Origin of the sequence: Kribbella sp. NPDC004536 (assembly GCF_042873835.1) — a bacterium.
Taxonomy (GTDB): domain Bacteria; phylum Actinomycetota; class Actinomycetes; order Propionibacteriales; family Kribbellaceae; genus Kribbella.
The window spans coordinates 742,679-768,980 of sequence record NZ_JBIALY010000001.1; the positions used below are offsets into that span (position 1 = coordinate 742,679).

22 protein-coding genes and 1 tRNA gene are annotated in these 26,302 nt (G+C 68.3%); 3 read left to right on the plus strand and 20 right to left on the minus strand.

Going from position 1 to position 26,302, the window contains the following annotated elements:
• Window positions 1-41 precede the first annotated feature (41 nt).
• Window positions 42-2,258, plus strand: a complete 2,217-nt coding sequence (locus tag ACFYRU_RS03565; protein ID WP_387652558.1) for an NADP-dependent isocitrate dehydrogenase — start codon at window positions 42-44, stop codon at window positions 2,256-2,258.
• Between the two features lie 48 nt (window positions 2,259-2,306).
• Here ACFYRU_RS03565 and ACFYRU_RS03570 read toward each other — a convergent pair whose 3' ends face one another.
• Window positions 2,307-3,320, minus strand: a complete 1,014-nt coding sequence (locus ACFYRU_RS03570; protein ID WP_387652560.1) for a metallophosphoesterase — start codon at window positions 3,318-3,320, stop codon at window positions 2,307-2,309.
• A 134-nt stretch (window positions 3,321-3,454) separates the two neighbouring features.
• Between ACFYRU_RS03570 and proS the strand changes: the two genes are divergently transcribed.
• Entirely contained in the window at window positions 3,455-4,864 is a 1,410-nt protein-coding gene (gene proS, locus ACFYRU_RS03575) for a proline--tRNA ligase (protein ID WP_387652562.1), read from the plus strand.
• On the opposite strand, the gene ACFYRU_RS03580 is transcribed toward proS, so the two are convergent.
• From ACFYRU_RS03580 to ACFYRU_RS03600, 5 genes are all read right to left on the minus strand, one after another.
• On the minus strand, window positions 4,861-5,844 hold the full coding sequence (locus tag ACFYRU_RS03580; protein WP_387652564.1) for a LuxR C-terminal-related transcriptional regulator: 984 nt from the start codon (window positions 5,842-5,844) through the stop codon (window positions 4,861-4,863). The two genes, proS and ACFYRU_RS03580, sit on opposite strands and share 4 nt — an antisense overlap.
• 337 nt (window positions 5,845-6,181) lie before the next feature.
• Complete coding sequence (locus ACFYRU_RS03585; RefSeq protein WP_387652566.1) at window positions 6,182-7,621, minus strand: GuaB1 family IMP dehydrogenase-related protein; 1,440 nt, start codon at window positions 7,619-7,621, stop codon at window positions 6,182-6,184.
• A 118-nt stretch (window positions 7,622-7,739) separates the two neighbouring features.
• The gene (katG, locus tag ACFYRU_RS03590; RefSeq protein WP_387652568.1) at window positions 7,740-9,938 is read right to left on the minus strand and encodes a catalase/peroxidase HPI; all 2,199 of its coding nucleotides are present in this window, start codon (window positions 9,936-9,938) and stop codon (window positions 7,740-7,742) included.
• Window positions 9,939-9,976: 38 nt separating this feature from the next.
• Entirely contained in the window at window positions 9,977-10,402 is a 426-nt protein-coding gene (locus ACFYRU_RS03595) for a Fur family transcriptional regulator (RefSeq protein WP_387652570.1), read from the minus strand.
• 54 nt (window positions 10,403-10,456) lie between these two features.
• On the minus strand, window positions 10,457-11,338 hold the full coding sequence (locus tag ACFYRU_RS03600; protein WP_387652572.1) for an SDR family oxidoreductase: 882 nt from the start codon (window positions 11,336-11,338) through the stop codon (window positions 10,457-10,459).
• Window positions 11,339-11,422: 84 nt separating this feature from the next.
• On the opposite strand from ACFYRU_RS03600, the gene ACFYRU_RS03605 reads away from it, so the two are divergent.
• Window positions 11,423-11,995: a TetR/AcrR family transcriptional regulator gene (locus tag ACFYRU_RS03605; protein WP_387652574.1), complete on the plus strand. Its 573-nt coding sequence runs from the start codon at window positions 11,423-11,425 to the stop codon at window positions 11,993-11,995.
• Between the two features lie 31 nt (window positions 11,996-12,026).
• Here the strand turns inward: ACFYRU_RS03605 and ACFYRU_RS03610 are convergent, their stop codons facing one another.
• The 14 genes from ACFYRU_RS03610 to glp form a co-directional block, all read right to left on the minus strand.
• Complete coding sequence (locus tag ACFYRU_RS03610; RefSeq protein WP_387652575.1) at window positions 12,027-12,785, minus strand: alpha-1,2-fucosyltransferase; 759 nt, start codon at window positions 12,783-12,785, stop codon at window positions 12,027-12,029.
• Entirely contained in the window at window positions 12,772-13,434 is a 663-nt protein-coding gene (locus ACFYRU_RS03615) for a hypothetical protein (RefSeq protein WP_387652577.1), read from the minus strand. The genes ACFYRU_RS03610 and ACFYRU_RS03615 overlap by 14 nt, the downstream gene beginning before the upstream one ends.
• Before the next feature lie 115 nt (window positions 13,435-13,549).
• On the minus strand, window positions 13,550-13,972 hold the full coding sequence (locus tag ACFYRU_RS03620) for a hypothetical protein (protein WP_387652579.1): 423 nt from the start codon (window positions 13,970-13,972) through the stop codon (window positions 13,550-13,552).
• A gap of 22 nt (window positions 13,973-13,994) precedes the next feature.
• Window positions 13,995-14,945: a hypothetical protein gene (locus ACFYRU_RS03625; protein ID WP_387652581.1), complete on the minus strand. Its 951-nt coding sequence runs from the start codon at window positions 14,943-14,945 to the stop codon at window positions 13,995-13,997.
• Between the two features lie 66 nt (window positions 14,946-15,011).
• The gene (locus ACFYRU_RS03630) at window positions 15,012-17,726 is read right to left on the minus strand and encodes a lanthionine synthetase LanC family protein (RefSeq protein WP_387652583.1); all 2,715 of its coding nucleotides are present in this window, start codon (window positions 17,724-17,726) and stop codon (window positions 15,012-15,014) included.
• Window positions 17,727-17,867: 141 nt separating this feature from the next.
• Window positions 17,868-18,044, minus strand: a complete 177-nt coding sequence (locus ACFYRU_RS03635) for a hypothetical protein (RefSeq protein WP_387652585.1) — start codon at window positions 18,042-18,044, stop codon at window positions 17,868-17,870.
• Between the two features lie 147 nt (window positions 18,045-18,191).
• On the minus strand, window positions 18,192-19,970 hold the full coding sequence (locus ACFYRU_RS03640; RefSeq protein ID WP_387652586.1) for an ABC transporter ATP-binding protein: 1,779 nt from the start codon (window positions 19,968-19,970) through the stop codon (window positions 18,192-18,194).
• Window positions 19,967-21,808, minus strand: coding sequence for an ATP-binding cassette domain-containing protein (locus tag ACFYRU_RS03645; RefSeq protein WP_387652587.1), 1,842 nt, complete (start codon window positions 21,806-21,808; stop codon window positions 19,967-19,969). The genes ACFYRU_RS03640 and ACFYRU_RS03645 overlap by 4 nt, the downstream gene beginning before the upstream one ends.
• Window positions 21,809-22,240: 432 nt before the next feature.
• Window positions 22,241-22,313: transfer RNA gene (locus ACFYRU_RS03650), tRNA-Ala, on the minus strand.
• Window positions 22,314-22,387: 74 nt separating this feature from the next.
• Window positions 22,388-23,185, minus strand: a complete 798-nt coding sequence (locus tag ACFYRU_RS03655) for a hypothetical protein (protein WP_387652588.1) — start codon at window positions 23,183-23,185, stop codon at window positions 22,388-22,390.
• Window positions 23,186-23,282: 97 nt separating this feature from the next.
• A complete protein-coding gene (locus tag ACFYRU_RS03660) occupies window positions 23,283-23,900 on the minus strand; it encodes a GNAT family N-acetyltransferase (protein ID WP_387652589.1) in 618 nt (205 codons plus the stop codon).
• Window positions 23,900-24,388, minus strand: coding sequence for a molybdenum cofactor biosynthesis protein B (locus ACFYRU_RS03665; RefSeq protein ID WP_387652590.1), 489 nt, complete (start codon window positions 24,386-24,388; stop codon window positions 23,900-23,902). The genes ACFYRU_RS03660 and ACFYRU_RS03665 overlap by 1 nt, the downstream gene beginning before the upstream one ends.
• The gene (moaC, locus tag ACFYRU_RS03670) at window positions 24,385-24,903 is read right to left on the minus strand and encodes a cyclic pyranopterin monophosphate synthase MoaC (protein WP_387652592.1); all 519 of its coding nucleotides are present in this window, start codon (window positions 24,901-24,903) and stop codon (window positions 24,385-24,387) included. The genes ACFYRU_RS03665 and moaC overlap by 4 nt, the downstream gene beginning before the upstream one ends.
• A 22-nt stretch (window positions 24,904-24,925) precedes the next feature.
• Window positions 24,926-26,143, minus strand: a complete 1,218-nt coding sequence (gene glp, locus ACFYRU_RS03675; protein WP_387652594.1) for a gephyrin-like molybdotransferase Glp — start codon at window positions 26,141-26,143, stop codon at window positions 24,926-24,928.
• Window positions 26,144-26,302: the final 159 nt, after the last annotated feature.

A 26,302-nucleotide genomic window follows, 5' to 3' on the forward strand; every position in this document is an offset into this window, starting at 1 on the left:
GGCCACGATGGAGTACGTCGTACGCCGGATAAGGTGGGCCCGTGACTGACTCGACGATCATCTACACCCACACCGACGAGGCTCCGGCGCTCGCCACGTACTCGTTCCTCCCTGTCGTCCAGGCGTACGCCGGCCAGGCCGGTGTCGGCGTGGAGACCCGGGACATCTCACTCGCGGGCCGCATCCTCGCCGTCTTCCCGGAGTACCTGGAGGAAGACCAGCGGATCGCGGACGCGCTGTCCGAGCTCGGCGCGCTGACGCTGAAGCCCGAGGCGAACATCATCAAGCTGCCGAACGTGTCGGCGTCCGTCCCGCAGCTGAAGGCCGCGATCGCCGAGCTGCAGTCCCAGGGCTACGCCCTCCCGGAGTACCCGGACGAGCCGAAGACCGACGAGGACCGCGACGTCCAGGCCCGGTACGACAAGATCAAGGGCTCCGCGGTGAACCCGGTGCTGCGCGAGGGCAACTCGGACCGCCGCGCACCTGCCTCGGTGAAGAACTACGCCAAGACCCACCCGCACCGGATGGGCGCGTGGAGCCCGGAGTCCAAGACGAACGTCGCAACGATGGACCACGACGACTTCCGCAGCACCGAGAAGTCCGCCGTGATCGAGTCCGACGGTACGCTGCGGATCGAACTGGTCGGCGACGACGGCACCACGACCGTCCTCCGCGAGTCCGTTCCGGTGCTCGCGAACGAGGTCGTCGACGCCTCCGTGATGCATGTCGCGGAACTGCGCGAGTTCCTGACCGCGCAGGTCGCCCGGGCCAAGGCCGAGGACGTGCTGTTCTCGGTCCACCTCAAGGCCACCATGATGAAGGTCTCCGACCCGATCGTCTTCGGTCACGTCGTACGGGCGTTCTTCCCCGAGACGTTCGCACAGTACGGCGACGTGCTGGCCAAGGCCGGCCTGTCCCCGAACGACGGACTCGGCGGCATCCTGAACGGCATCGCCTCGCTGCCGGAGGGCGCCGAGATCAAGGCGTCGTTCGACGCCGAGCTGGCCGCCGGACCGGCGCTGGCGATGGTCGACTCCGACCGCGGCATCACCAACCTGCACGTCCCGTCGGACGTCATCGTCGACGCGTCGATGCCGGCCATGATCCGTACGTCGGGTCACATGTGGGGCCCCGACGGCCAGGAGCACGACACGCTCGCCGTCCTGCCGGACCACAGCTACTCGGGCATCTACCAGGCGGTCCTCGACGACTGCCGCGCGAACGGTGCGTTCGACCCGGCCACCATGGGCTCGGTGCCGAACGTCGGCCTGATGGCGCAGAAGGCCGAGGAGTACGGCTCGCACGACAAGACGTTCGAGATCCAGACCACCGGCAACGTCCGGCTCGTCGACCAGGCGGGCAACGTCGTGCTCGAGCAGGCCGTGTCGGCCGGTGACATCTTCCGCGCCTGCCAGACCAAGGACGCTCCGATCCAGGACTGGGTCAAGCTGGCCGTCAACCGGGCCCGGGCCACCGGCGACCCGGCAGTGTTCTGGCTGGACGAGACCCGGGCGCACGACGCGAACCTGATCAGCAAGGTCCAGGAGTACCTGTTCCAGCACGACACCGAGGGCCTGGACATCCGGATCCTGGCGCCGGTGGACGCGATCAAGCTGTCGCTGGAGCGGATCCGCCGCGGCGAGAACACGATCTCGGTGACCGGCAACGTACTGCGCGACTACCTGACCGACCTGTTCCCGATCCTCGAGCTCGGCACCAGCGCGAAGATGCTGTCGGTCGTCCCGCTGATGGCCGGCGGCGGTCTGTTCGAGACCGGCGCGGGCGGCTCGGCGCCGAAGCACGTCCAGCAGCTCGTCAAGGAGAACTACCTGCGCTGGGACAGCCTGGGCGAGTTCTTCGCGCTGGCCGCGAGCTTCGAGCACCTGGCCCAGGCGACCGGGAACGCCCGGGCGCAGATCCTGGCCGACACGCTCGACCGGGCTACCGCCACGTTCCTGAACGAGGACAAGTCCCCGACCCGCCGTGTCGGTGGCATCGACAACCGTGGCAGCCACTTCTACCTGTCGCTCTACTGGGCGCAGGAACTGGCCAAGCAGACCGACGACGCCGACCTCGCCAAGGCCTTCGCCCCGCTCGCGGAGGCGCTGGCCGCCAACGAGCAGACGATCGTCGACGAGCTCCTCGCCGTCCAGGGCAGCCCGGTCGACCTCGGCGGCTACTACCAGCCCGACCCGGCCAAGGCGGCCGCGGTCATGCGCCCGTCCAAGACCTGGAACGACGCGCTCGCTTCGCTCTGACCATCGAGAAAGGGCGCCCTGGTTTTCCGGGGCGCCCTTTCTGTTGTCTCAGGACGTGAAGGGCACCCGGACCCAGCTCAGTACGGCCGGGTTGCGCGGGTCGATCGTCACTCGCAGGTAGTCGTTGTCCTTGGTCGAGCCGTCGACGGTGATCCGCGACAGGTTGTCCGCCGGCGCGGTCACGCCGTAGAAGCTCAGCCAGTTCGAGCCGGCCGCGAGCGGCTTGTCGCTGTTGTAGACGTGGCTGTCACCGTTGAACAGGTACACCGGGCCACGGAAGTTCGCCGACTCGCGGGCGATCTCCTGCACGATCGGCTGGAACGCGTAGTAGTCCGCGAACGACGGGTTCGTCACGGTCGGGTCGAACATGTCGGCCTGCGTGAGCAGTACGACTGCCTTGTTCCGGTCGGCCCGCGCCTGCGCGAACGTGTCGTGGATGCTCTGCATGACGGCCGACGTACGGTTCAGCACCTCGGCAGCCTGCTCCGGCGTCGGCGCGGTCTTCCCGGTCCACGGCGCCATACTGTTGTTGCTACCAACGATGTGCGGGGCCGCGAACGCGACGTCGCCGCGGGTGAACCGGACGTCCTCCGGGATGCCCTGCGCGACCTGGCTGTCGACCTTCACCGAGTGCTGCCCGAGCGTCCGGCCCGGCTGCGGGAAGAACACCTGCCGGATCTTCGCCAGCCGCTCCAGCGGGTTGTACGCGCCGTTGTTCACCCGGTGGCAGTCGGTCCATTCGTTGTCGCCGACGGTGTAGACCAGCGGATCCGCGAACCGGTCGAACTGCGTCTTCACCCAGGTGAAGTACTCGTCGCTGCACACCGACGAGCCGTCCTTGATGTCGCCGAGATGGGTGACCAGCTTGACCGGCTTGTCCGCGTTGATCTGGTCGACCACCTTCGGGAACCGGGCGATCTGGGCGGAGCCGTACGGGATGTCGCCGATCACGGCGAACGTGTACGGGTCCGGGCCGCGGTCGGCGGCAGCGTTCGGGACACCGACCGCCAGCCCGAGCAGGGCCAGGCACGCGGAGATCACAGGCGCACGACGTACTCTCACGAAGTCCTCCAAGTCCGAGCGGGATACGGGCCAACTTTTCGGCCCGGTGGTGAACACCCGGGCACTCCCGCGTGAACATTGACGACCCGGAAATACGTGGCCCGATGTCGTGGGACCTTCCTACACTGACCGTCATGACAGGTTCCCGTTCCGTGCTTGCGTCGCAGGCGTCGGACTACCCCAGATGGTTCCAGGACGTGATCGCCAAGGCTGAGCTCGCCGAGAACGGGCCGATCCGGGGGACCATGGTCGTGCGACCGTACGGGTACGGGATCTGGGAACTGTTGCAGGAGGCAATGAACCGCCGGATCAAGGCGACCGGTGCGGCGAACGCGTACTTCCCGCTGCTGATCCCCGAGAGCTACCTGCAACGCGAGGCCGAACACGTCGAAGGTTTCAGCCCCGAGCTGGCCGTCGTGACGCATGCCGGCGGCAAGCAACTCGAAGAGCCCGCAGTGATCCGTCCGACCTCGGAAACCGTCATCGGCGAATACCTGGCGAAGTGGATCCAGAGCTACCGCGACCTCCCACTGCTGCTGAACCAGTGGGCGAACGTGGTCCGCTGGGAGCTCCGCCCCCGGCTGTTCCTGCGGACGACGGAATTCCTTTGGCAGGAAGGCCATACGGCGCACGCGTCCGCCGAGGACGCCCGCGCGTACGCCACCAGGATCCTGTACGACGTCTACCGCGACGTGATGGTCGGCGTCCTCGCGATCCCGGTCGTCGCCGGCCGGAAGACCCGTCGCGAGCGGTTCGCGGGCGCGGTCAACACGATGACGCTCGAGGCGATGACGGGCGACGGGAAAGCCCTGCAGATGGGTACGTCCCACGAGCTCGGGCAGAACTTCGCGCGTGCGTTCGACATCGGCTACCTGTCCCGCGAGGGGCGGCGCGAGCTCGCGTGGACGACGTCCTGGGGCAGTAGTACCCGGATGGTCGGCGGGCTGATCATGGTGCACGGCGACGACAACGGCCTCCGCGTACCGCCCGCGGTCGCGCCGGTGCAGGTCGTCGTACTCGCCGTCAAGGACGAGGCGATCACCGCGGCGCAGACGATCGCCGACGACCTGACCGCGGCCGGAGTACGCGTGACCGTGGACGCCCGCGCCGACCAGCCGTTCGGCCGCCGCGCGGTCAACTGGGAGCTGAAGGGCGTCCCGATCCGCGTCGAGGTCGGTCCTCGCGACCTGTCCGCCGGCGCGGCGACAGTCGTACGCCGCCTCCGTTCGGAACGGTCCACCGTCGCACTGACCGAGCTGACGTCAACCGTCGTGGCTGCGCTGGACGCCGACCAGGCCCACCTGCTCGCCGAAGCAACCGCACGTCAAGCCGCCCGGATCACCCCGGTCACCACGATCGACGAGGCCGTAGAGGCGGCCGCCACCGGCTGGGCCACCATCCCGTACGATACCGTCGGCGAAGAAGGCGAAGACCGCCTGGCCGAATCCGGCATCACCGTCCGCTGCCTACAACGCTCCGACGGCACCCTCCCGGTGGAGGACAACGAGCCGGGACTGACGGCGTACGTGGCCCGCTCCTACTAGCGGGCCAGGTACTTGCGGACGTCGTCGGCGACCTGGGCGCGGTAGCGGAAGGCGTACTTGCGGAGGATCGCGCTCAGGTGGGTCTTGACGGTGTTGAGGCTGACGCCGAGTTCCGCGGCGAGCTGGTCGTTGTCGAGGCCGTCGGTGAGCAGTACGGCGACCGCCTGCTGCGCCTTGGTGAGACTGTTGAAGCGGCGCTCCGGCCCCTCGTCGGTCTCCATCAGCATCTCGATCAGCTCGGACTGGATGTGCTCCGCGGCGTCGACGATCCGCTCGAGGTGCGTGTGGACGGCGGTACTCACATCGGGCTCGCTCAGCGCCTCGGCCGCAATCTCCCGGATCGACGCGACCCGGTGCGTCAGGTACTCCATCACGTGGTCCGACGTCAGCAGGTTCGGCCCGATGTCACCCGCAGGCAGCAGCCGCAACGCCTCCCGGTCCTCGCCCTCACGGGTCAGCACCCGCTCCACCACGGCGCACAACCACTCGAACGCCCGCACCGCGTTGTCGTCGTACGACCTGGGCGTGTAGCTCTGCATCGAGAGCATCCCGAACAGCTGGTCCGGCCCGTCCTTCGACGGCCGGAAGATCGGCACCGTGACCGCGTCCGCGGAACGTCGCCCGAGATCCCCGACCGGTACGCCGGCGTGCAGCGCGGCCCCGTTGTCGTACGCGTACCGGTACGTCTGCCGATGCTTGATCAGCCAGGCGGTCTGCCCGTCCGGGCCGAAGTTGTGCGTGTCCGGGTTCACGTACTCGCCGGCGTCGTAGCCGTACGGGTACCGCACCCGGCTGGAGCCCTGCAGGAACCCGACGAAGAACGCGTCGACGTGCGACACCTTCCCGGCGACCACCCGCACGTAGTCGTACAGGCCGTAATGGTCGGACCGGAACAACGCCTCGATCTTGTGGTACGCCTCGCGCAGGATGATCGCCGTTTCTGCGTCGACCCGCAGCGGGGCAGCGTTGTCTGCGTCCACAGCGGCTCCCCAACAGCATCGATCACTCGACTATGCCGCTGGACGCCGCCCCGGATCAAGTAGACCCGCGAACAGTAGTCACGGGCGGCGCGGAGTCCCCGAGTCGCCCTCCCAAGCCTCGGTTGATCTCGCACCGCCCGCCACCACGAGCAGGACACCTGACAACTGTTCGCCCCCGCGCCGATCGGTCCGCCTTCCCCCCAACGGATCTCCGACTCCTCGACGGATGTTCGGTGCCCTTCCTCCCCCTGTTGAGTACACCGTGACACCGATCGCCCTGCGTGACCATCGCCCGGGGCATGATCTTCCAGGCCCCCTGATCTCACCCGCGGGGTGATTACAGCCAGCTGCTGTCGAGGGGCTTGCCCTCCGCGTAGCCGGCGGCGGTCTGCAGGCCGACCACGGCGCGTTCGTGGTACTCGGCCAGGTTGGCGGCGCCGACGTACGTGCAGGAACTGCGGATGCCGGAGACGATCGAGTCGAGCAGGTCCTCGACGCTCGGCCGCTCGGCGTCCAGGTACATCCGGGCGGTCGAGATGCCCTCCTCGAAGATGCTCTTCCGGGCCCGCTGGAACGGCGAGTCCTCGGCGGTACGGGACTTCACCGCACGGGCCGACGCCATCCCGAAGCTCTCCTTGAAGATCCGGCCCTGGCTGTCGCGGTGCGGGTCGCCGGGCGACTCGTACGTACCGGCGAACCACGAGCCGATCATCACGCTCGACGCACCGGCCGCGAGCGCCAGCGCAACGTCGCGCGGATGCCGTACGCCGCCGTCCGCCCAGACGTGCTTGCCTAGTTCGCGCGCGCGGGTCGCGCATTCGAGGACGGCGGAGAACTGCGGCCGGCCGACCGCGGTCTGCATCCGGGTCGTACACATCGCGCCCGGCCCGACGCCGACCTTCACGATGTCGGCGCCCGCGTTGACCAGGTCGGTGACGCCCTCGGCGGTGACCACGTTGCCGGCCACGATCGGTACCTGCGGTCCGAGCGCGCGGACGCGTTCGACGACCTCGAGCATCCGCTCCTGGTGACCGTGCGCAGTGTCGAGGACGAGTACGTCGATGCCGACGTCCAGCAGGGCTTTCGCCTTCTGCTCGGCGTCGCCGTTCATCCCGATCGCGGCGGCGACCCGAAGCTTGCCGTTCGCGTCGAGGGCAGGGTCGTACAGGGTCGCCCGGAGCGCGCGCTGACGAGTGAGGATGCCGACGATCTGCCCCTGCGCGTCGACCACGGGCGCGAGCCGGTGCCGCCCGTCGTGCAGCTGGTTGAACGCCGCCTCCGGGTCGATGCCCGTCGGCAACGTCAACAGTTCGCGCGACATGATCGCGTCCAGCTGCGTGAACCGATCCACACCGGAGCAGTCCGCTTCGGTCACCACACCGACCGGACGGCCCTGGTCGACGACGATGACGGCGCCGTGGTTGCGCTTGGGCAACAGGTTCAGGGCCTCACCGACCGTGCCGGTCGGCGACAGGGTGAGCGCCGTGTCGTGTACGGGGTCCCGTTGCTTGATCCAGGCAACGACCTCGGCGACCACGTCCACCGGGATGTCCTGCGGAATCACCGCCAGCCCACCACACCGGGCAATCGTCTCCGCCATCCGCCGCCCCGACACCGCAGTCATGTTCGCCGCCACCACGGGGATCGACGCCCCGGTCCCGTCCGACGTCGAAAGATCCACATCCAACCGCGACGCAACCCCCGACCGGTTCGGCACCAGAAACACATCACTGAAGGTGAGATCCCCCGCCGGCTCCCGATCATGATGAAACCGCATAACAGACCCCTTCCACGGCAACCAAACCCAACCAGCCTGCCACGCCAACCGCCCCCAGCCAAGCAACAAACGAACCGGCTCCCCCTCCAGACAGGGGGAGCCGGTTGGTTGGGGTGGGTCAGCGGTGCAGGTCGAAGCGGTCGAGTTCCATGACCTTGTGCCAGGCGGCGACGAACTCGTTCACGAACTTCTGCTTCGCGTCGTCGCTGGCGTAGACCTCGGCGACGGCGCGGAGTTCGGAGTTCGAGCCGAAGACGAGGTCGGCGCGGGTGCCGGTCCACTTGACCTTGCCGTCGACGGTGCCTTCGAACGTTTCCTGGCTGTCGTCGGTGGCGTGCCACTCGGTGCCGAGGTCGAGCAGGTTGACGAAGAAGTCGTTCGTCAGCGTGCCCGGGTTCTCGGTGAGTACGCCGTACTTCGAACCGTCGTAGTTCGTACCGAGGACCCGCAGACCGCCGACGAGCACGGTCAGCTCCGGGGCGCTCAGCTTCAGCAGGTTCGCGCGGTCGAGCAGCAGGTACTCGGCCGGCAGCCGGTTGCCCTTGCCGTAGTAGTTGCGGAAACCGTCCGCGACCGGCTCGAGCGCGGCGAACGAGTCGGCGTCGGTCTGCTCCGCGGTCGCGTCGGTACGACCCGGGGTGAACGGTACGACCACGTCGTACCCGGCGTTCTTCGCTGCGATCTCCACGCCGACTCCACCGGCCAGGACGATCACGTCGGCGAGCGAGACGGGCTTGCCGAAGGACTGCTGGATGCCCTCGAGGGTCCGCAGTACCTGCGCGAGCTCGTCGGGGTTGTTGACCTCCCACCCGCTCTGCGGCTGCAGGCGGATCCGCGCACCGTTGGCGCCACCACGCTTGTCACTGCCGCGGAACGTCGACGCCGACGCCCACGCGGTCGAGACCAGCTGCGACACCGACAGCCCGGACGCGGCGATCGCGGCCTTCAGCGCGGTCACGTCGGCCTCGGTGACCAGCTCGTGGTCGACGGCCGGCAGCGGATCCTGCCAGATCAGCACCTCGCTCGGGACCTCGGAACCGAGGTAGCGGACGATCGGGCCCATGTCGCGGTGCGTCAGCTTGTACCAGGCCCGCGCGAACGCGTCCGCGAACGCCGCCGGGTCCTCCTTGAAGCGCCGCGAGATCGGCTCGTAGATCGGGTCGAACCGCAGCGACAGGTCGGTGGTCAGCATCGTCGGCAGCTTCTTCGGGCCGTCGTACGCGTCCGGGATGATCGCCTCGGCGTCCTTCGCGACCCACTGGTTCGCGCCGGCCGGGCTCTGCGACAGCTCCCACTCGTAGCCGAACAGGATGTCGAAGAAGTCGGTCGACCACTGCGTCGGCTTCGTGGTCCAGGTGACCTCGAGGCCGCTGGTGATCGCGTCCTTGCCCTTGCCGGTGTTGTACGTGCTCTTCCAGCCCAGGCCCTGCGCCTCGATCGGCGCGCCCTCCGGCTCCGCGCCGACGTTCTCCGCCGGGCCGGCGCCGTGCGTCTTGCCGAACGTGTGACCGCCGGCGATCAGCGCGACCGTCTCCTCGTCGTTCATCGCCATCCGGCCGAACGTCTCGCGGATGTCGCGGGCCGCGGCCACCGGGTCCGGGTTGCCGTTCGGGCCTTCCGGGTTCACGTAGATGAGGCCCATCTGGACCGCACCGAGCGGGCGCTGCAGGTCGCGGTCACCGGAGTATCGCTTGTCGTCGAGCCAGGTCGTCTCCGGGCCCCAGTACACGTCGGTCTCCGGCTCCCAGACGTCCTCGCGGCCGCCGGCGAACCCGAAGGTCTTGAAGCCCATCGTCTCCAGCGCGACGTTCCCGGTGAGGATCATCAGGTCGGCCCAGGAGATCTTCTGGCCGTACTTCTTCTTGACCGGCCAGAGCAGCCGCCGGGCCTTGTCCAGGTTGCCGTTGTCGGGCCAGCTGTTCAGCGGCGCGAACCGCTGCTGCCCGGCGCCGGCGCCACCGCGGCCGTCGTGGATCCGGTACGTACCGGCGCTGTGCCAGGCCATCCGGATCATCAGCGGGCCGTAGTTGCCGAAGTCGGCCGGCCACCAGTCCTGCGAGGTGGTGAGTACCTCGGCGATGTCGGCCTTGACCGCGGCCAGGTCCAGCGTCTTGAACTCGGCGGCGTAGTCGAACTCCTCGCCGAGCGGGTTGGAAACGGCCGGGTTCTTGGCCAGGATCTTCAGGTTCAGCTGGTTCGGCCACCACTCGCGGTTGGCGTTCCCGCTGGTCGGGTGCACGCCCTGACCGTGGTCGACCGGGCAGCCGCGGCTCTCCGCGGATGCCTCACCGGGCAGCGGCTCGTGGTTCTCGGACATCAAGATTCCTTCCAGGACTGGACGTTTCAGAACGAAGTTCAGGTACGGCGTGCGCAGTCCGCGCACAGGCCCCAATAGATGACCTCGGCCTCGTCGATGACGAAACCGTGATCCTCGGACGCGGTCAGGCAGGGCGCGTGCCCGACCGCACAGTCGACATCGGCGATCGCGCCGCACGAGCGGCAGACCGCATGATGATGGTTGTCGCCCACTCGCGATTCGTAGCGCGCCACCGAGCCCAGCGGCTGGATCCGCCGGACCAGGCCGGCCGCCGTCAACGTCTGCAACGAGTCGTAGACGGCCTGGTGCGACGTCTGCGGCAGTTCGTTGCGTACGGCACCGATAATCGAGTCCGTGTCCGCATGCGGATGCCCGTACACCGCGGCCAGCACCGCCAGCCGTGGCCGGGTCACCCGCAACGAGACGCCACGCAACAACCCCTGGAGCTCATCCACCGTCGGCACGTACCGCAGTCTTCCGCGTTTTCTGGAATGAGTCAAGATTAGCTGCGGCGATTACTACGGCTGGATGTTCTCCAGGTCCTCGAGGAGGCTCGGGTGCCGCGGTTCCCAACCGAGCGCCTCACGGGTCTGCGTGCTGGACGCCGGCTGGTCGGTCGCGAAGATCGGTCCGAGCGGGCCGTACGTGTCCTCCGGAACGGGCTTCACCGGCAGGTCGAGGCGGCGGCCGATGACCGTAGCGATATCCCGTACGGCGTCACCCTCGTCAGCAACCGCGTGCCATGCGGAGCCGGCCGGCGCGTTCTCCAGGGCGAGGCGGAACAGAACAGCCGCATCCAGCGCATGCACAGCGGGCCACCGCTGCGTACCGTCGCCCGGATAACCCGACACCCCGGACTGACGAGCGATCTGCGTCAGCAAACCGGCGAACCCACCATCGCCCTGGTTGTGCACAGTCCGAGGCATCCGTACGGCGGCACTCCGCACACCTCGCTCCGCCAACGCCAACACCGCCATCACCGATCGCCCGCGCCCACCGACCGGCCCGTCCAGCGGCAGCGGATCAGCCTCCGTAGAAGCCCGACCCGGCACCCAGGGCGTACCCGAGACCGTGACGAACGGCCGCCCGCTCCCCACCAGCGCCTCCCCCATCACCGCAAGCGCCGCCGACTCCTCGGCAACCCCCGCAGCCAAGGCCTCCGGACTGCTGAAGTCGTTGCTAAAGGCAAGGTGAATCACCCCGTCGGCCGCCGTCGCTGCAGCACCTAGTACGTCCAGATCCGCCAGCCCACCCCTCAGCGCCTCAGCGCCGGCCTCCCGCAACGCCGCCGCCGAGCCATCGGACCGCGCCAGCCCGACCACGTCATGCCCACCATCGAGCAACTCCCGCACCACGGCCGACCCGATCAGCCCAGTACCCCCGGTAACGAAGACTCGCATGAACCGCTCCTCCTGTGATGAGACCTTTGTCCCATCACCGTAGCACCGCACGGGACAAAGGTCCCATCACCTAGAATGGTCGTCATGGCGAGATGGCAACCCGGAGCCCGCGAACGACTGGTCCTCGCCGCCGTGGACCTCTTCGCCGAACACGGCTACGACGCGACCACCGTCGCCCAGATCGCCGAACGCGCCGGCGTCACCAAGAGCACCTTCTTCCGCCACTTCCCCGACAAACGAGAACTCCTGGTAGCCGGCCAAGACACCCTGAGCCGCCTGCTGGCCGAAGGAATAGCCGAAGCCCCCAAAGACGTCACTCCCCTGGAAGCGGTAGCCGCAGGCCTCACCAAGGCCTCCAGCTTCATGGGCCCGGTGAACCGCGAATTGGGTCCCCGGCTGAAGGCAGCAATCGCCGCAAGCACCGAACTCCAGGAACGCGACGCCCTCAAAACCGTAGGCCTGGCAAGCGCCATGACCGCGGCCCTCCAAACCAGAGGCGTACCAACCCCGGTGGCGCACCTGGCCGCAGAACTAGGCGTCCTGGCGTTCAAACAAGGCTACGAATCCTGGACGTCAACAAGAGACGAGTCAGACCTGGCCCCACACGCACTAGCTGCCCTCAACGACCTGAAAACAGCAACAGCAGCACTGCACTGAGTCTGGATGGCCACCTGGCCGGTTGGAGCCCTCAGCAGAAAGTCCACCCCGAGATCCGCAACTGGCTCCCGTCGTACGGGATCCCCGGTCCGAACCAGGTGCGCGGCCCGATCACTTGCTCGCTGCCGGACAGGTAGGCACCCCACCACGAGAAGGTCGAGTTGGCGATGATCTGACGGGGAAAGCGCGACATCAGTACCAGATGTGCAATCTCGTGGGCGGGAGGTACGACGTGCACGCCATCGCGACGGCTGACCAGAACCTGTCCGCACCAGAGTGGATCATCGCTGAACACCGCGACCGGCCCCGGCCCGGCCAGCTCGAACGCCCGGACGTAATAGTCGATCGGCAACACCGGGAACTGATCCGGGAAGCGAAGAAAGTCCCCGCGGCGGACATGGACGGCGATCGAATCCGCACCGCCCGCGGGCACGGGCAGTTCCACCCGGTCGGCGAGTCGCCGGGCGGCGGCCGACGGCGCGAGCATGACGCGGATCTCGTCCTCCATCCCCGCCCAGAGCCCTGGAATCTGAAGATGTTCGACCGCGACGGGGTTGTGCAGGGGATCGACCAGGAGTCGCGCATCGGTCTCCTGACCGGAGAGATGGCCGAACCACGAACCGGGAACCGAGAACGCCCACGCGTACTTCCACGGCGGGAACCGGATCTGCGCGCCTGAGGCCCTCGCGAGTCCGACCGTCGCGGCAATCTGGAACAACTGGTTGCCCAGGCGTCCGCGCTGTCCGAGGCCCGGATACGTCAGAACGCCGGCCGACTCAGATACCTGCATCGTTCCACCAGAAGACATAGTTGCCCGCGGCACTCTGTGGCACTTCACGGTCAAGGTGTCCGGTCGAACGTAGGCGGAGCAGATCAGTCGGATACAGACGATCCGCCATCAGCTGGTTGCCCACGATGTACCCGCGCGGCGACGGTACGACGTACTTCTCTCCATAACCGAGAGCCGCGTCGCGATAGCACTCGGTCAGCGCGTAGCTGCTGATCACGAGGTCAGCAGCCGGCGCGGCCTGGAAATCGTCGGCGGCCACGAACTCGAAGCACCCGCCGACATCGGACGCGGTCAGGTAAGCCCGCTGTAACTCCAGAGCTTCGTCGAGGTCGATAAGCGCGTACCGCTCGGGCTGGAACACCTCGTGGGTGACGAGTGCCTGGCCGCCGTAGCCACCGCCGATCTCCACAACCGTCAGCCCGTCAAGAGAACCGAACCGGTCGGCGAGCTCGGCCAGCGTCTTGACGTATCGGCAGGTGCTGGGGCTGAGCTCGCCGTACACGCCGTAGCTGACAACCTCTGGACGGCCGATCACATCGTTGCGGCGGAACCGGTCCATGATCGCGCCGAACTCGGGGCAGAGGAGTACGGCCCGGTCGAGGCAGGACCGTCCGAGGTCGGCGTCGACATGCTCGAAGATCCGGAGCATGCGTGGATCCTGCTTGAATCCGCTGAGCCCTGGCTGGCTGCTGCTTTCCGCACATGCCGTGCGAAACCAATCGGCGTCGGTCAGACTGCTCGGCATCCGGCCCGCTGCCGGCGGCTCATGCAGTTGCGGTGCCGGCATGAATCAGCCCACGTTGTAGCGCGGCGGCCTGGTCGGCGGACACACCGGCGGCTGTCAGCATCCGGTGTGCACTGAGGACCGGGCTGGCCAGCAGGCTCACGAGCAGGTGCCACGGCTCGATGGTGTGCTGCCGGACGAGATCGGCGACCTGCGCGGACGTGGCGAGCAACTCCTTCACCTCACTCGACATCACTACGAAGCCCGCGTCGCCGGTACTGCCAGCGCGGTGCGAGTCAGGCAGGCCGAGGTCCTCGAGGCCGTCCGCGGCCGGTCCTGGCACATGACGCAGCCCGCGGAGCACATCCCCCGCGTCTACCTCCGCACGCCGGTCGCCGCGGGCGCTCTCCAGTGCGGCCGCGATCACGGCGGACGTCGCTTCACTCAAGCGGTCGGGCAACATCGTTGAACCACCTCTCCTTCTGTCAGACAAGGCTCTCGAGGGTCCGAACGACCGCGTCGCGGCCGCTGGTCGAGGCGACGGCGGACGACTCCTGGCGAACGCCGTCACGCACCGTCGCGACCGCGTCGAGCAGATCGCCCGCCGACGCGGTGTCCGGTACCGATCTGAGGTGCGCCCACCGATCCGCGCCGGACCGGACGCGCGCTTCGTCACGCGCCGTGCCGATCGCCGCGACCACCGTCGGCACGCCGTTGGCCGCGCACTCGATGGACGTCGTGCCTCCCCAGGTGACAGCGACCGAGCAATCCCGGTAATACTGCTCCGGAGAGCTGCTGAACCCCACCGCCCGGATGTCCGCCGGCAATGTCCCGGCTCCCAGAGATGCCTCCACCACATCAGCCGACGCCAGGACGTCCAGCTGTGCGGCTCGGCTCGCTGCCGCCTTGCTGGCGAGCCGGAGGATCCGGTCGATATGCGTCTGCTTGCGTGGCAACACCGAGCCCAGCGCGATCACCCAACGCTCCTGCGGAGCTTTCCGGTCCTGCCAACGAAACTCCGGGAACGTCCGGACCACCGGACCGGCGATCACCAGCCGCTCGCCGAGGTCCGAGCTGATCCGGTGCCCGCCGGGCCAATCGGCCAGCACGTACGCGTCGGCAGCCGCTACTGCCCGATCCATCTGGGGGAAGCCGTAGTCCGCTCCAGTCACGTCGGTGACGAACACAACCTTCCCGGCCAGCTGGTGGCTGATCGGCACGGCGGTGAACAGTTCGTCCACCACGACCACATCGAACCGTTCCGTCCGCAGCAGTTCGGCCATGCGACGGGCGACGACGGCACTCTGGTCCTGCTCGTCACTGACCCGAAGATCGACTGCCGCACGTCCTTTCTGCTCGAAGAACTCGTTGGCGGATCCGGTGGCGGCGATGGTGAGGTCCCACGACGGGTGGCGCTGCAGGAGATGGTCGGTCACCACCAGACACCGATTCGCATGACCGAAGCCGTTTCCCCGGCAGGCGTACAGAATCCGCACGCCTTCTCACACCCGGTCCGCGGCCACGTCCGGCGACAGGATCCGGATCAGTCCCGGCAGGAACCCGGTCGCCCCGGTGCCGAGACCCACGGAGGCGCGCTGGCCGGACTCGTCCGGCGGAATCTCGACCCCGTCGTAGCTCCCCCGTCGCGCCCACAGCAGGTCGACCAGGTCCACTGCTCGTTGGACATACCCACGATCCGGCTCGACCTGACCGAGATCGACGAAGAGCTCGATCAGACTCGGCAGACCGTGACATCGGCCGCCGCCCAGATGGAACCTTCGGTTCCAGGCGAACCTCGCAGCTCCCGTGGCTGCTCGCAGCAAGCGGTCGTCGCCGGACAGCCGATAGCCCGTCAGCAGGGCATGGCCGATGCCAACCGCGCCGTTGCACCAGAAGATGCGCCGGTCCGGTGCTGTCGGGCTGGTCGGCCAACTCAGCTCGTCGGCGGCCTCCCGCGTGCCGAACTCGGCCAGCGCGCCGAGCCCGCGGGTCGCGAACTCGGTCAACCCGGGCTCGCCGTTGGCGTGACCGACCCTGAGGATCGACGCAAGGATGCCCGCACTCCCGTGCGCGAATCCGTAGTACGCCTGGCCGGCCATGTCCGAGTCCAGATCTCTGGGAATCCGCCACAACGGCAGGTCCCCCGAGGTGAGGTCGGTTCGGGCCACCAACTCGCGAGCTATGGCGGTCGCCCTGTGCGAGAAACGCTCGTCGGCACAGTAGGCAGCAGCCTGCAGGTAAAGCAGGGCCAGGCCTGCGGAACCGTGGCAGACGTCCGGGCACGCCAGGTCAGTCGGAAGGGACCAGGCGAGATCACGGATCCGCTCGGCGGGATGCGCCGCCTCCATCAGAGCGACAACAGCACCCGCCCAGCCGAAGTACAACGACGGTGGGCGATCCGTAGATGTCAGCTGACCGGCGATCCATGGTTCGAGGTCGAGAAATTCTTCCTGTTCAGGCAGCAGGCCGGCCCGGCGGCCAAGCGCCAGTCCGTACAGTACCGAGCTCCAGCCCGACTGCAGGCAGAGCGGATCCATGCTCTGCCCCGACTGCGCCTGCAGCCGCGGGTCCCCGCGGCGCCGCGCGGCTCCGCGCAGCCACTGCAGCGTGTTGGCCGCCAACGCTTCGACCCGACTGCGATCCAGCTCCGGGTGTGACAGCGGAACGTCGTCGCGAGCGTCGACGGTGAACTGGGACTCGGCTTCCGTAACGCCGGACAGCCGGGCGCGCAGGACCGCAGCCTCTTGTTCGCCGGTCGCCAGCCGGCCAAGGCCTTCGGCGAGCTCCGGATCGAGCCCACCCTGGCGCGCTGTCAGGGCGAACAACTCCAGCAGCGCGTCACGCTTGTTGCGGCCACGGCATTCACCGATGCTTGCGCCGGTGAAGAGGAAACAGAGGACGGCAGCCAGCCCGTACCAGTCCGACGCGAAGGTTGGACGACCACCGTTCGCCACCGGCTCATCGATGTAACCCGGTGTGCCCAATGCTGTCGTCGGCGTCTCCGTGGATCCGTCCAGGACATGTTCGAGATCGACCAGCGACACGTCGCAGTCAGGACCTGCGCCCGCCGCCACGATGAAGTTGTTGGGCGACACATCCACCAGGAGATGTCCGCGTTGGTGGAACGCCGACAGCAGGTCGATCAGCTGAACCGCACACGAGCGTTTCTGTGCAGCGTCGAGGTCGGGCTGGAACTGCAGCAACGATCGCCCCTCGACCTTGGTCAACGCCAGGAAGGTGCTGCTGCCGAGAGTAAACGAGTCGGTTACACGGGGAACCGGCAGATCCGAGAACAGCTCCAGGAAACGCCGCTCCCGTTGCAGAGCTGTCCGGGCATCACCGGCGCGGCCGTAAGTGATCTCGATCCCGTGGCGAGCTTCCTTCAGGACCACCTCCGCGCCGTTCTCGGTGTCGATGCCCAGATAAATGCCGCCGCGGTTCGAATGCCGGAGCGCACGATCGATGATGTATCTGTCGTTCAGCATCACGAACGGCGGCGGCCCCTGCCCGGCAACGGGTTCAGCCGGCGACATCGACGAGACCGACGCGGCGAACGGATCGACCGCCCAGGCCGGCGGCGAGAACCACACTTTCCGTTCGTCAGGCGTCTCCTCACCGGCGGGCCCGAGCATCACCGAGTAGACGCGGCCGTCGGATCGGTACGACGTCCCAGCGCCGCGGAACACGCCGTACCGGTAATAGACGGGGGCATCGCCCGCGAGACGCCGATCAGTCAGGACGGTCGGCCCTTCCTGCCCGCGCAGCGTCTCCGCGAGCCGCTCGCCGAGCAGCCGCGCCTGGTCGTCACTGACTGGGTAGATCGTAATGAACTTTCCCGACGACTCACGCGCCGACCGGGCCGAGTTGAGGTCGTAGAGCGACCGCAGAGTCGAGGCGAACTTGAACGGAGGCTGTGCGGGTAGCGCCGAAATCGCATCGGCGACCGCCCGCAGCACCACCACGGCATTGTGGGTGGTGGCCGAGACGTGGAGCTTCCAGCCGTGCGACCGCGGCGATCGCCCGCCTGGCGGTTCACAGTACGTCCAGATGCTGGTGGCGGATCGCTCCAGCCGATAACCGGGGAGGCATTCCGTCACTCCGGCACCGAGGACGTCGTCGATGTCGGAGTGACGGATGTCGGCGCTCAACAGCCGGTGCCGGTGAGTTCGCAGGTGTTGACGCAGGTACTTCCGGCGGTGCACGTCAATGAGCCGCACGAGGCCACGAAACCGAGCGGAACCTCGGCATCGACCTGGGCGGGCAGACGCTGAAGCAGGGCGACTATGTCATCGGTCGTCAGGACAGCAGTGTTCATGGGGCGGTCACGGCTCCTTCTGATGGTGGAGGGAAGGCTTGCTTCAGCACGTGATGTCGCAGCTACCCGCACAGGAGATCGTGCAGGTCTGGGTGCAGGTGGCTGAGCAGGCCGCCGGAAACGCGTACGGCTGCGCCTCCGGATCGAGTGGGAGGGTCTGCAGAAGCGCGATAGTGGCGGCGGTCGGATCGTGACGGCGGGCAACCTCACTGACAGGCACGGAACCTCCTGAGATAGGACGTCTAAGAGGAGCGCTCACTCTAACGATAGGTTTTGTCACGGTGAGCATCTAGATCACGAGCTGCATTTGCAGGAAGTTGCAATCGCCGTTCGCCTTACAATTCTGGGCAGTTCCGGAAGTCCAGCGTCAGCGATAACCCTTCGCCTGGACTTCGTACAGACTCGCGTAGTGTCCGCGGGCGTTCATCAGGTCGGCATGAGATCCGATCTCTGTCACGACCCCTTGGTCAAGGACGACGACCAGATCGGCGGAGGCGACCGTGGAGAATCGATGGGTGACCAGGACGGTCACCGCTGCTCTGTCGCCTGCTGCGCGGGCCGCCGCGGTGTAGCGCTCGAACAAGGCGTGCTCGGTCAGGGCATCGAGCGCCGACGTCGGCTCGTCCAGAACCAGCAGCAACGGATCCGTCCGCATCATGCCGCGGGCGATGGCCAGTCGTTGCCACTGTCCGCCGGACAGCTCGACGCCGTCCGGCCAGGTCGCACCGAGCTGGGTTGCGAGTCCGGCGGGCAGGACCTCCACCAGATCGTCACCGGCCCCACGGCGCAACGCCGCCAGCACCCGATGGTCGTCGTCGAGAGATGGCAGGTCGCCGATTCCGACAGTGTGCCGCGCGCGGAACTCGAAGTTCACGTGGTCCTGGAACGCGGCCCCCAGACGGGCCCGCCATCGCTGGGAGCCGAACACCTCCACATCGACGCCGTCCACCAGAATCCGGCCGGAATCGGGCCGGCAGAGACCGGTGAGCAGCCGGACCAGCGTCGACTTGCCTGCGCCGTTCTCGCCGACGATCGCCACCACCGCACCGGCCGGCAGGTCCAGATCGACACCGGTGAGGGCGTCCTGATCCGCACCGGGATAGCGATACGACACGCCGTCCACGCGGATGCCGTGCCGGAGCCTGTCCGGCGGCGGCTCGTGACCGGAGTCCGAAGCGTGCAGCCTCGCGGCGTACTCACGTAACCAGACCAGCCTGTCAACATTGCGTACGGCGGCCGCCATGCCCTGGATCAGTTGGGTAAAGGTCGCGGCCAGTTGCCCGAGGCCGAACACCAGCGTCGTCGCTACGACCAGCTCGGGAACCGAAACGCGGCCGGCGAGCGCATCGTCGGTCATCCAGACCAGTACGGCGGCGGCGGATCCGAGGACGAGAGCGGAGCTGACTGTCTCGACCACTGTGGTCCGGCCGGTCAGTTCGATCACCGGGCGGCGCCATGCCCAGGCGGAGGCAGTCACCAGATCGCGGATGCGCTGCTGGAGTCCGAAAACCCGGATCTCGGCACCGGCGTCCGAGCGCGCGGCCAGATCGAGTATGTCCGTGGTCCGGCGGCTCGGCTCCGCAGCCAGTTCCTCGGCGGCCGCCGACCACTTCCGCGTCCACCGGATCGCGACAACCCGCGGCACACCCAGCGCGGCGACGACGAGAAGCCGCCAGTCGGTGCCGGCTGCAAGCACGACGGTGGTTGCCACGGACGCCGTCTGGGTGATGCCGAGCGCCATCACGTTGAACGCCCCACCGAGCACACCGGCCTGGTCGCGGAGCACCTGCACCCTGTCGAGGAACTCCGGCGAGTGCTGATGATCGATCGTCGGCAGTTGCGCGCTCAGCGCCGCGATCTCGGCATCGAAGGCATGACCGACGCTCTCCATCAGCCGGATGCGAGCACTGGTCCCGATCCCCTGCAGGAGCAGGTTGACTGCCATTGACCCGACCAGACCGAGCACCCCGGCGTACATGGTCGAGAGCTCGCGATCGATCGCACCTGCCGCGAACAGGCCGATGAAGGCCGGCCGCAGCGCGACCAGGATCCGGCCCAGGGTGTCGGCCAGGCTGAGCAGCGCCTGCAGCGGGCCGACACTGAACGCCGTCGCCAGGACGATGCGGATCGCCCGTACCGTCTTCATCGGCCGTCCACCTCACGATTGAACCGAGCAGCCTGGAGCCGGAACATCTGTGCGTACAGGCCGTTCGCGTCCAGCAGGTCCTGATGGGCTCCGTCCTCGACGACCGCGCCTCCGGCTCCGACGACCACGATCCGGTCCGCGTGCCGCACGCTGGACAGGCGATGGCTGACCAGCACTGACGTCACTCCGGCGGTGACCTCGAGGAAGCGGTCGAACAGCTCCGCCTCCGCGCGTACGTCGAGCGCGGCGGTCGGCTCATCGAGGACCAGGACGCCGGCTCCCGAGTCGACCGCGGCGAGCGCACGGGCCAGGGCCACCCGCTGCCACTGACCACCCGACAGATCCCTGCCGCCGGCGTACCGCGACGAGAGGACCGTGTCCCAGCCGGCGCCGAGGCCCGCCAGGAGCTCCGTCCCGCCTGCGTCGCGCAGGGCGCGCGAGAGTCTCGGTTCGTCCGCGCTGCCCGCCGGGGCGCCGAAGGCCACGTTCTCGCGCAGGGAGAGCGGGTACCTGATGAAGTCCTGGAAGATCACTGCCACCCGGCCGCGGACACCCGCGGCCGGGTCCTCGCCGCCGACTCGCACCTGGCCGGACGAGGGTCCGTACAGACCGGCAAGCAGCTTCACCAGCGTGGACTTGCCGACGCCGTTCGCGCCGACCACCGCCACCGATTGGCCCTCGGGGATCCGGAGGCTGAGACCGGACAGCGCCGGTTCGGACTGACCGGGGTAGGCGAAGCTGACGTTCTCGAACTCGACCGCCGCCGGACCGACGGGCCCCTCGCCTCGCCGATCGCGAGGCGCGGCCGGGGTGAGCGCCGGCAGACCGGCCGCACGTCGGAGCTCGGCCAGTTCCTGGACCGCGGTGGACACTCGTGCGACGGCCACTTGACCGTCGCCGAGCGCACCGAAGGCCTGGAGGGCCAGCAAGGCCGGGACGTAGACCATCACCTGACCCAGGTTGACGTTGCCGTTGGCAACGTCGTGCGCCAGTAGGACCAGCACCATCCCGACGACGATCGCCATCCCCACGGCCGCGCCGTGCACCGGGACCAGCGACCGGTTCCGCAGCCGCCAGGCCGACTCCATCGCCACCGACCAGTTGCGCCGCAGCCCGGCCTCGAGCCAGCCGGCCAGATCGAACAGCCTGATCTCCGCGGCCGCGGGCGATCCGACCATCAACGAGTACAGGTACGCCGACCTGCGCCGATCCGTAGACTCCGCCATCAGATCACGGGCGATGGTCCGGTCCACCCAGGCGGCGAAAACCTTCGAGCTGAGCAGGTGACAGCCCGCAGCCAGGAACGGCACCCACCAACGCCACGACGCCAGCACCACAAACGCGCCGATGCCACCCAGTCTGGTGCGCAGAATCTGCCACACCGAGTCGAGGGACAGGTAGAAGTGCCAGTGCCGCGTAGTACGGATCAACGCCTGCAGCCGCGCCGCACGATCGGGGTTGTCGAGCACCTCGATGGCCGGTGGAGTCACGGCTGTCTCGGTGACCAGGTCCAGAGTTCGCACCACCACAGCTGCGCCCAGCCGCGCCGATGCCCAGCCGCGCATCAGATCCGCGAACGCGGCCAAGGCCACCGCGATGACGAATCCCGCCAAGTAGCCCCAGGCAATCGACCGGTCCGCTCCCGCCGTCAGCGCCGCCGCGACACTGCCGAGGAACCGTCCGCTGAGCACGAGCGAAGCAGTCGTCGCCACCGCACCGACCAGCGTGAGGGTCAGCGCACAGGAGAACCATCCTGGCGACGAGTTCCAGAGCGTCGCGTAGTAGGCAAGCCATCGAGTGCGCGCCGCAGCAGCGCCTGGTGTGGAGTGCAGCCTCAATGCATCCTCCAGCTTCGCGCTGTGAAACAGGGCGGTTACTGTCCGGCAGCACCGTCCTGTTTATCACACCCGCCGCTCGCTGTCCCCAGATCGTGCAGGATATCGGCAAGCCGAACCCCGCCCCAGACACCCGAGCGAAGCAAAGGCGTCACCAACTGAGGCATCGGCCGACGCGGTGTGCAACCAACCCCCGACCCCATGACGCGGCCTCACCACCGAACCAACCTCATCACGCGACCTCGCGGCCCAAACCCAGCCTCAACAGGCCACCTAACCGCGCAACCCGGCCCGGCAGCCGAGCGAAGCGAAGGCGCAGGGGGGTGCGGGTGGCGAAGCCCCCGCTCGCGGCGAGCGGAGCGAAGCCGCACAACACGACGAAGGCGACGCGGTCAGCGCACGTCAGTGCGCGACACACGTCGCCTATCGCCTTCGTGGAGCTGAGGGGATTCGAACCCCTGGCCTCTTCGTTGCGAACGAAGCGCGCTACCAACTGCGCCACAGCCCCGAGCTTTTGCCGCCGGGTTTCCCTGGCGACCGCGAAACTCTAACACGTAGAGGGCCGCGATCTAAAACTGGATATCAGTCGCCGACGGCGCGCTTCACCTCTGGCTCTTCGACCTGCTTCGGGGCGGGGGTTTCGACGGCTGCGGGCTTCTCGGACGGGTCTGTCGTACGGGCGCTGGAGAAGACTTCGTCGTCGGTGAGGGAGATGGTGCGGACCGTACGGTCGGGCGCCTTCTCCTTCATCACGTACGTCGGCAGCGTGACCGGAACCGGGTCCCAGAGACCTTCCGCGGCGGGCTTGTCTTCCTTGACCGGTGCGGGTGTCGGCGCAGGCTCGGCGGGGAGCTTGACCTCGATGGTCATCTCCTCGTCGGGCGTCGGCGCAGGCTTCCCGGCGGGGCCACGGTCGTGCCTGGACTGAGCGCGGGTACGCCGCTCCGCCGCGGCCGCTGTCCGTGCCCGGGCCTGGCGCCGCAGTTGGATCCGGGTGAGTACGACGAAACCGGCGATCATGGCCGCGGGTACCGCGACCGACCACCACGGAACGATCGCGAGACCGGCGAGTGCGACGACCGACAGCAGTGAAAGGGTCAGGATCGACAGCACCCGCCGACGGCGCATGGCGGCCACCCGGCGGGCTCGGTTGGGGATGTACCGCTTCGGCGGCGACGGGTCGTCGGCGGCGGCGGTGGATCCGGCCGGGCGTACGACGTACCGCGTCCGGGACGGGTCGCGGGACAGCACCCGCGCTTCGTCCGACGACGGCACGACCGGGATGCGCCGCTTCTCCTCGCCGCGCTTCAGCCACATCGGGACGAGATAGGCGGCCCACGCGGCGACGATCGCCACATAGATCAACCCTGTCGTCCCCATGCGATGACGCTAAGGTGCGGCGGGGGCCAGATGAGGTACGTGGCACGGTGTGTCGCAAGAAGACTCGTGTGACTGATGTGAATAGCACGCAGCGTAGTCAGCGCAGTCGCGCTACGAGACCGGGTCCGACCTCTTCGATGTTCAGGGCAAAGATCCGGTGGTCGCGCCAGTCGCCGTCGATGTGCAGGAACCGCGGCCGTTCGCCCTCGAACCGGAAGCCGAGCTTCTCCACGACCCGCAGACTTGCCTTGTTCTCGGGGCGAATCGCGACTTCGATGCGGTGCAGGCCGAGGGTGAACCAGCAGTGGTCGGCGGCCATCGCGACCGCGGTCGGGACGATGCCGCGGCCGGCGTACTGCTCGTCGACCCAGTAGCCGAGGTTCGCCCAGCGGGCCGAGCCGTAGGTGATTCCGGAGACGGTGAGCTGTCCGACCAGCGGCCATTTCGATCGGGCGCCCGCGCCGGCCGCGCCGCCGTACGTGATGACGAACGGGAGCATCCGCCCGAACCGCGCCTGCCGGTTCCAGTCGCGGGCCATCGCGCGGAACGTCCGCGCGCCGTCCTCGGCTCCGGGCGGCTGGGTCGCGTCCCACGGCCGCAGCCAGCTGACGTTCCGCTGGCGCGCGGCGGCCCATTCGGCGCCGTCACCTGCGCGCAGCGGTCTCAGCCCGACCTGTCCGTGTTTCAGTTCGACGGGCCACTGGACGATCGCCATCAGTCGGTGTCCGTCCGTACATGGTCGCCGCCGCGTACCTGCTCGACCGCGTGCCGCAGCAAGGGCTCCAGTACTGCGAGACCGTCCTTCACACCGCCGCGCGAACCGGGCAGATTGACGATGACCGTCGAGCCCGCGACGCCGGCCAGACCGCGTGAGAGTGCCGCGGTCGGTATGCCGTTCGCGATGCCGTACGCCCTGATCGCCTCGGCGATCCCCGGAACGACCTTGGTCAGTACGGCAGCCGTTTGCTCGGGCGTCTCGTCGGTCGGCGAGATCCCCGTACCACCTGTCGTCAGCACAACGTCGTACGACGCCTCGACCGCGGCACGCAGCGCCTCCCCGACGGGCGCACCGTCGGGGACCACGTCTGGACCCGACACGTCGAATCCCCAGTCGGACAAGCGTGATGCGATCAACGGACCTGTGGTGTCGGAGTAGACACCGGCGGCCGCGCGGTTGGAGATGCTGACGACAAGAGCCCTCACGGCCGCTCCCAGTGCCCGGTCTTACCGCCTTCTTTCAGCTCGACCTGTACGTCGGACAGCACAGCCGCCGGGTCCAGCGCCTTCACCATGTCGATGACCGCGAGCCCCGCGACCGCCACCGCGGTCAGCGCCTCCATCTCGACGCCGGTGCGGTCGGTCGTCTTCACCTGCGCCCGGATCAGTACGGCGTCGTCCGCGACCTCCAGGTCGACCTTCGCACCGGTGATCGCGATCGGGTGGCACAACGGCACCAGGTCCGGGGTCCGCTTCGCGCCCATGATCCCGGCGATCCGGGCGACACCGAGCGCATCGCCCTTCGGTACGCCGTCGCCGCGCAGTGCCGTGACCACCTCGGCCGAGACCAGAACCTTGCCGCTGGCAACAGCTCGCCGGGCGCCCACGTCCTTCGCCGAGACGTCGACCATGCGCGCCGCACCGGTCTCGTCGACGTGGGTCAGCCCGCCGGGCCCCGGCGTACCGGAACCACTCGGGGTCGCGCCCGGGTCGTGCGTCATCCAGTCTCCTTGTCCGGGGGTGTCACTCGTCCAGCAGCATCAGCTCGACCTGATCGCCGGCCCGGACGGACGTCACGTCCTCGGGCACCACGATCAGTGCGTTCGCCCGGCTCAACCCGCCGAGCAGGTGCGAGCCGTGCCCGCCGACTGTACTGGCCATCCAGCCCTCGTCGCCGGAGGTGGCCGCAGCGCGGACGAACTGCCGCCGCCCCGCGGGCGAGCCGAACCCGTCGAGCGTCACACCCGGGACCAGCGCCCGCCGGTACGGCATCTGGCCCATCATCTTGCGCAGCGCCGGCCGGACGAAGACCTCGAACGAGATGTACGCCGACACCGGGTTGCCAGGCAGCGTGAAGATCGGCACCTCGTCGTCACCGATCACCCCGAATCCCTGCGGCTTCCCCGGCTGCATCGCGACCTGCGGGAAGTCCACGGTGCCGAGCTTGGACAGCTCCTCCTTGACGATGTCGTACGCGCCCATGCTGACGCCGCCGGTGGTGATCACCAGGTCCGCCCGGACCAGCTGGTCGGACAGCGTGTCCATGATCCGCTTCGGGTCGTCGTCGACGATGCCCACGCGGTAGACCACCGCGCCGGCGTCGCGCGCGCACGCGGCCAGGGTGTAGCTGTTCGAGTCGTAGATCTGCCCCTCACCCAGCCGGCTGCCTGGCTCGCGCAGCTCGGCCCCGGTCGAGATCACCACCACCCGTGGTCGCGGTCTGGCCTTGACCCGCGCCCGGCCGACCGCAGCCAGCACGGCGATCTGCCGAGGTCCGAGGATCGTGTCGCGGTCGAGTACCTGCGCACCGGCCGTCACGTCCTCGCCCGCGTGCCGCACCGATCCGCCGACCGGCGGCTGCTGGGTGATCCGTACGTTGACCGTCCCGCCGTCGGTCCACTCGACCGGCACCACACTGTCCGCACCGCGCGGCATCGGCGCACCGGTCATGATCCGCACGCACGTCCCCGGGGTGACCACGATCGGCTCGCTCCGCCCGGCGCGGAACTCCCCGACCACCGGCAGAGCGATCGGGTTCTCGTCCGAGGCACCGGCCAGGTCCGCGGCCTGCACCGCGTACCCGTCCATGGCCGAGTTGTCGAACCCCGGAAGGCTCACCCCCGAGACGATGTCCTCACAGAGCACCAGCCCGACCGCGTCCATCAACGGCTGATCGAACGCCGGCAGGGCCGTCACCCGTCCGAGTACGACCTCAAGATGCTCATCCACACTCCGTCTCACGAGCTCGACCTTAATCGACGGATCGAGGGTTTCCCGCGATAGAGGTCGCGCCAGGAGGCGGCGCCGTCGCGAGCGTCGTCCCGCGGAGTGCTGGGCAAGGCGGAGGAGGGAGGCAGGACGGAGTCCTGTCGACCGACGACAACGCCGCCCAGTGCCCGC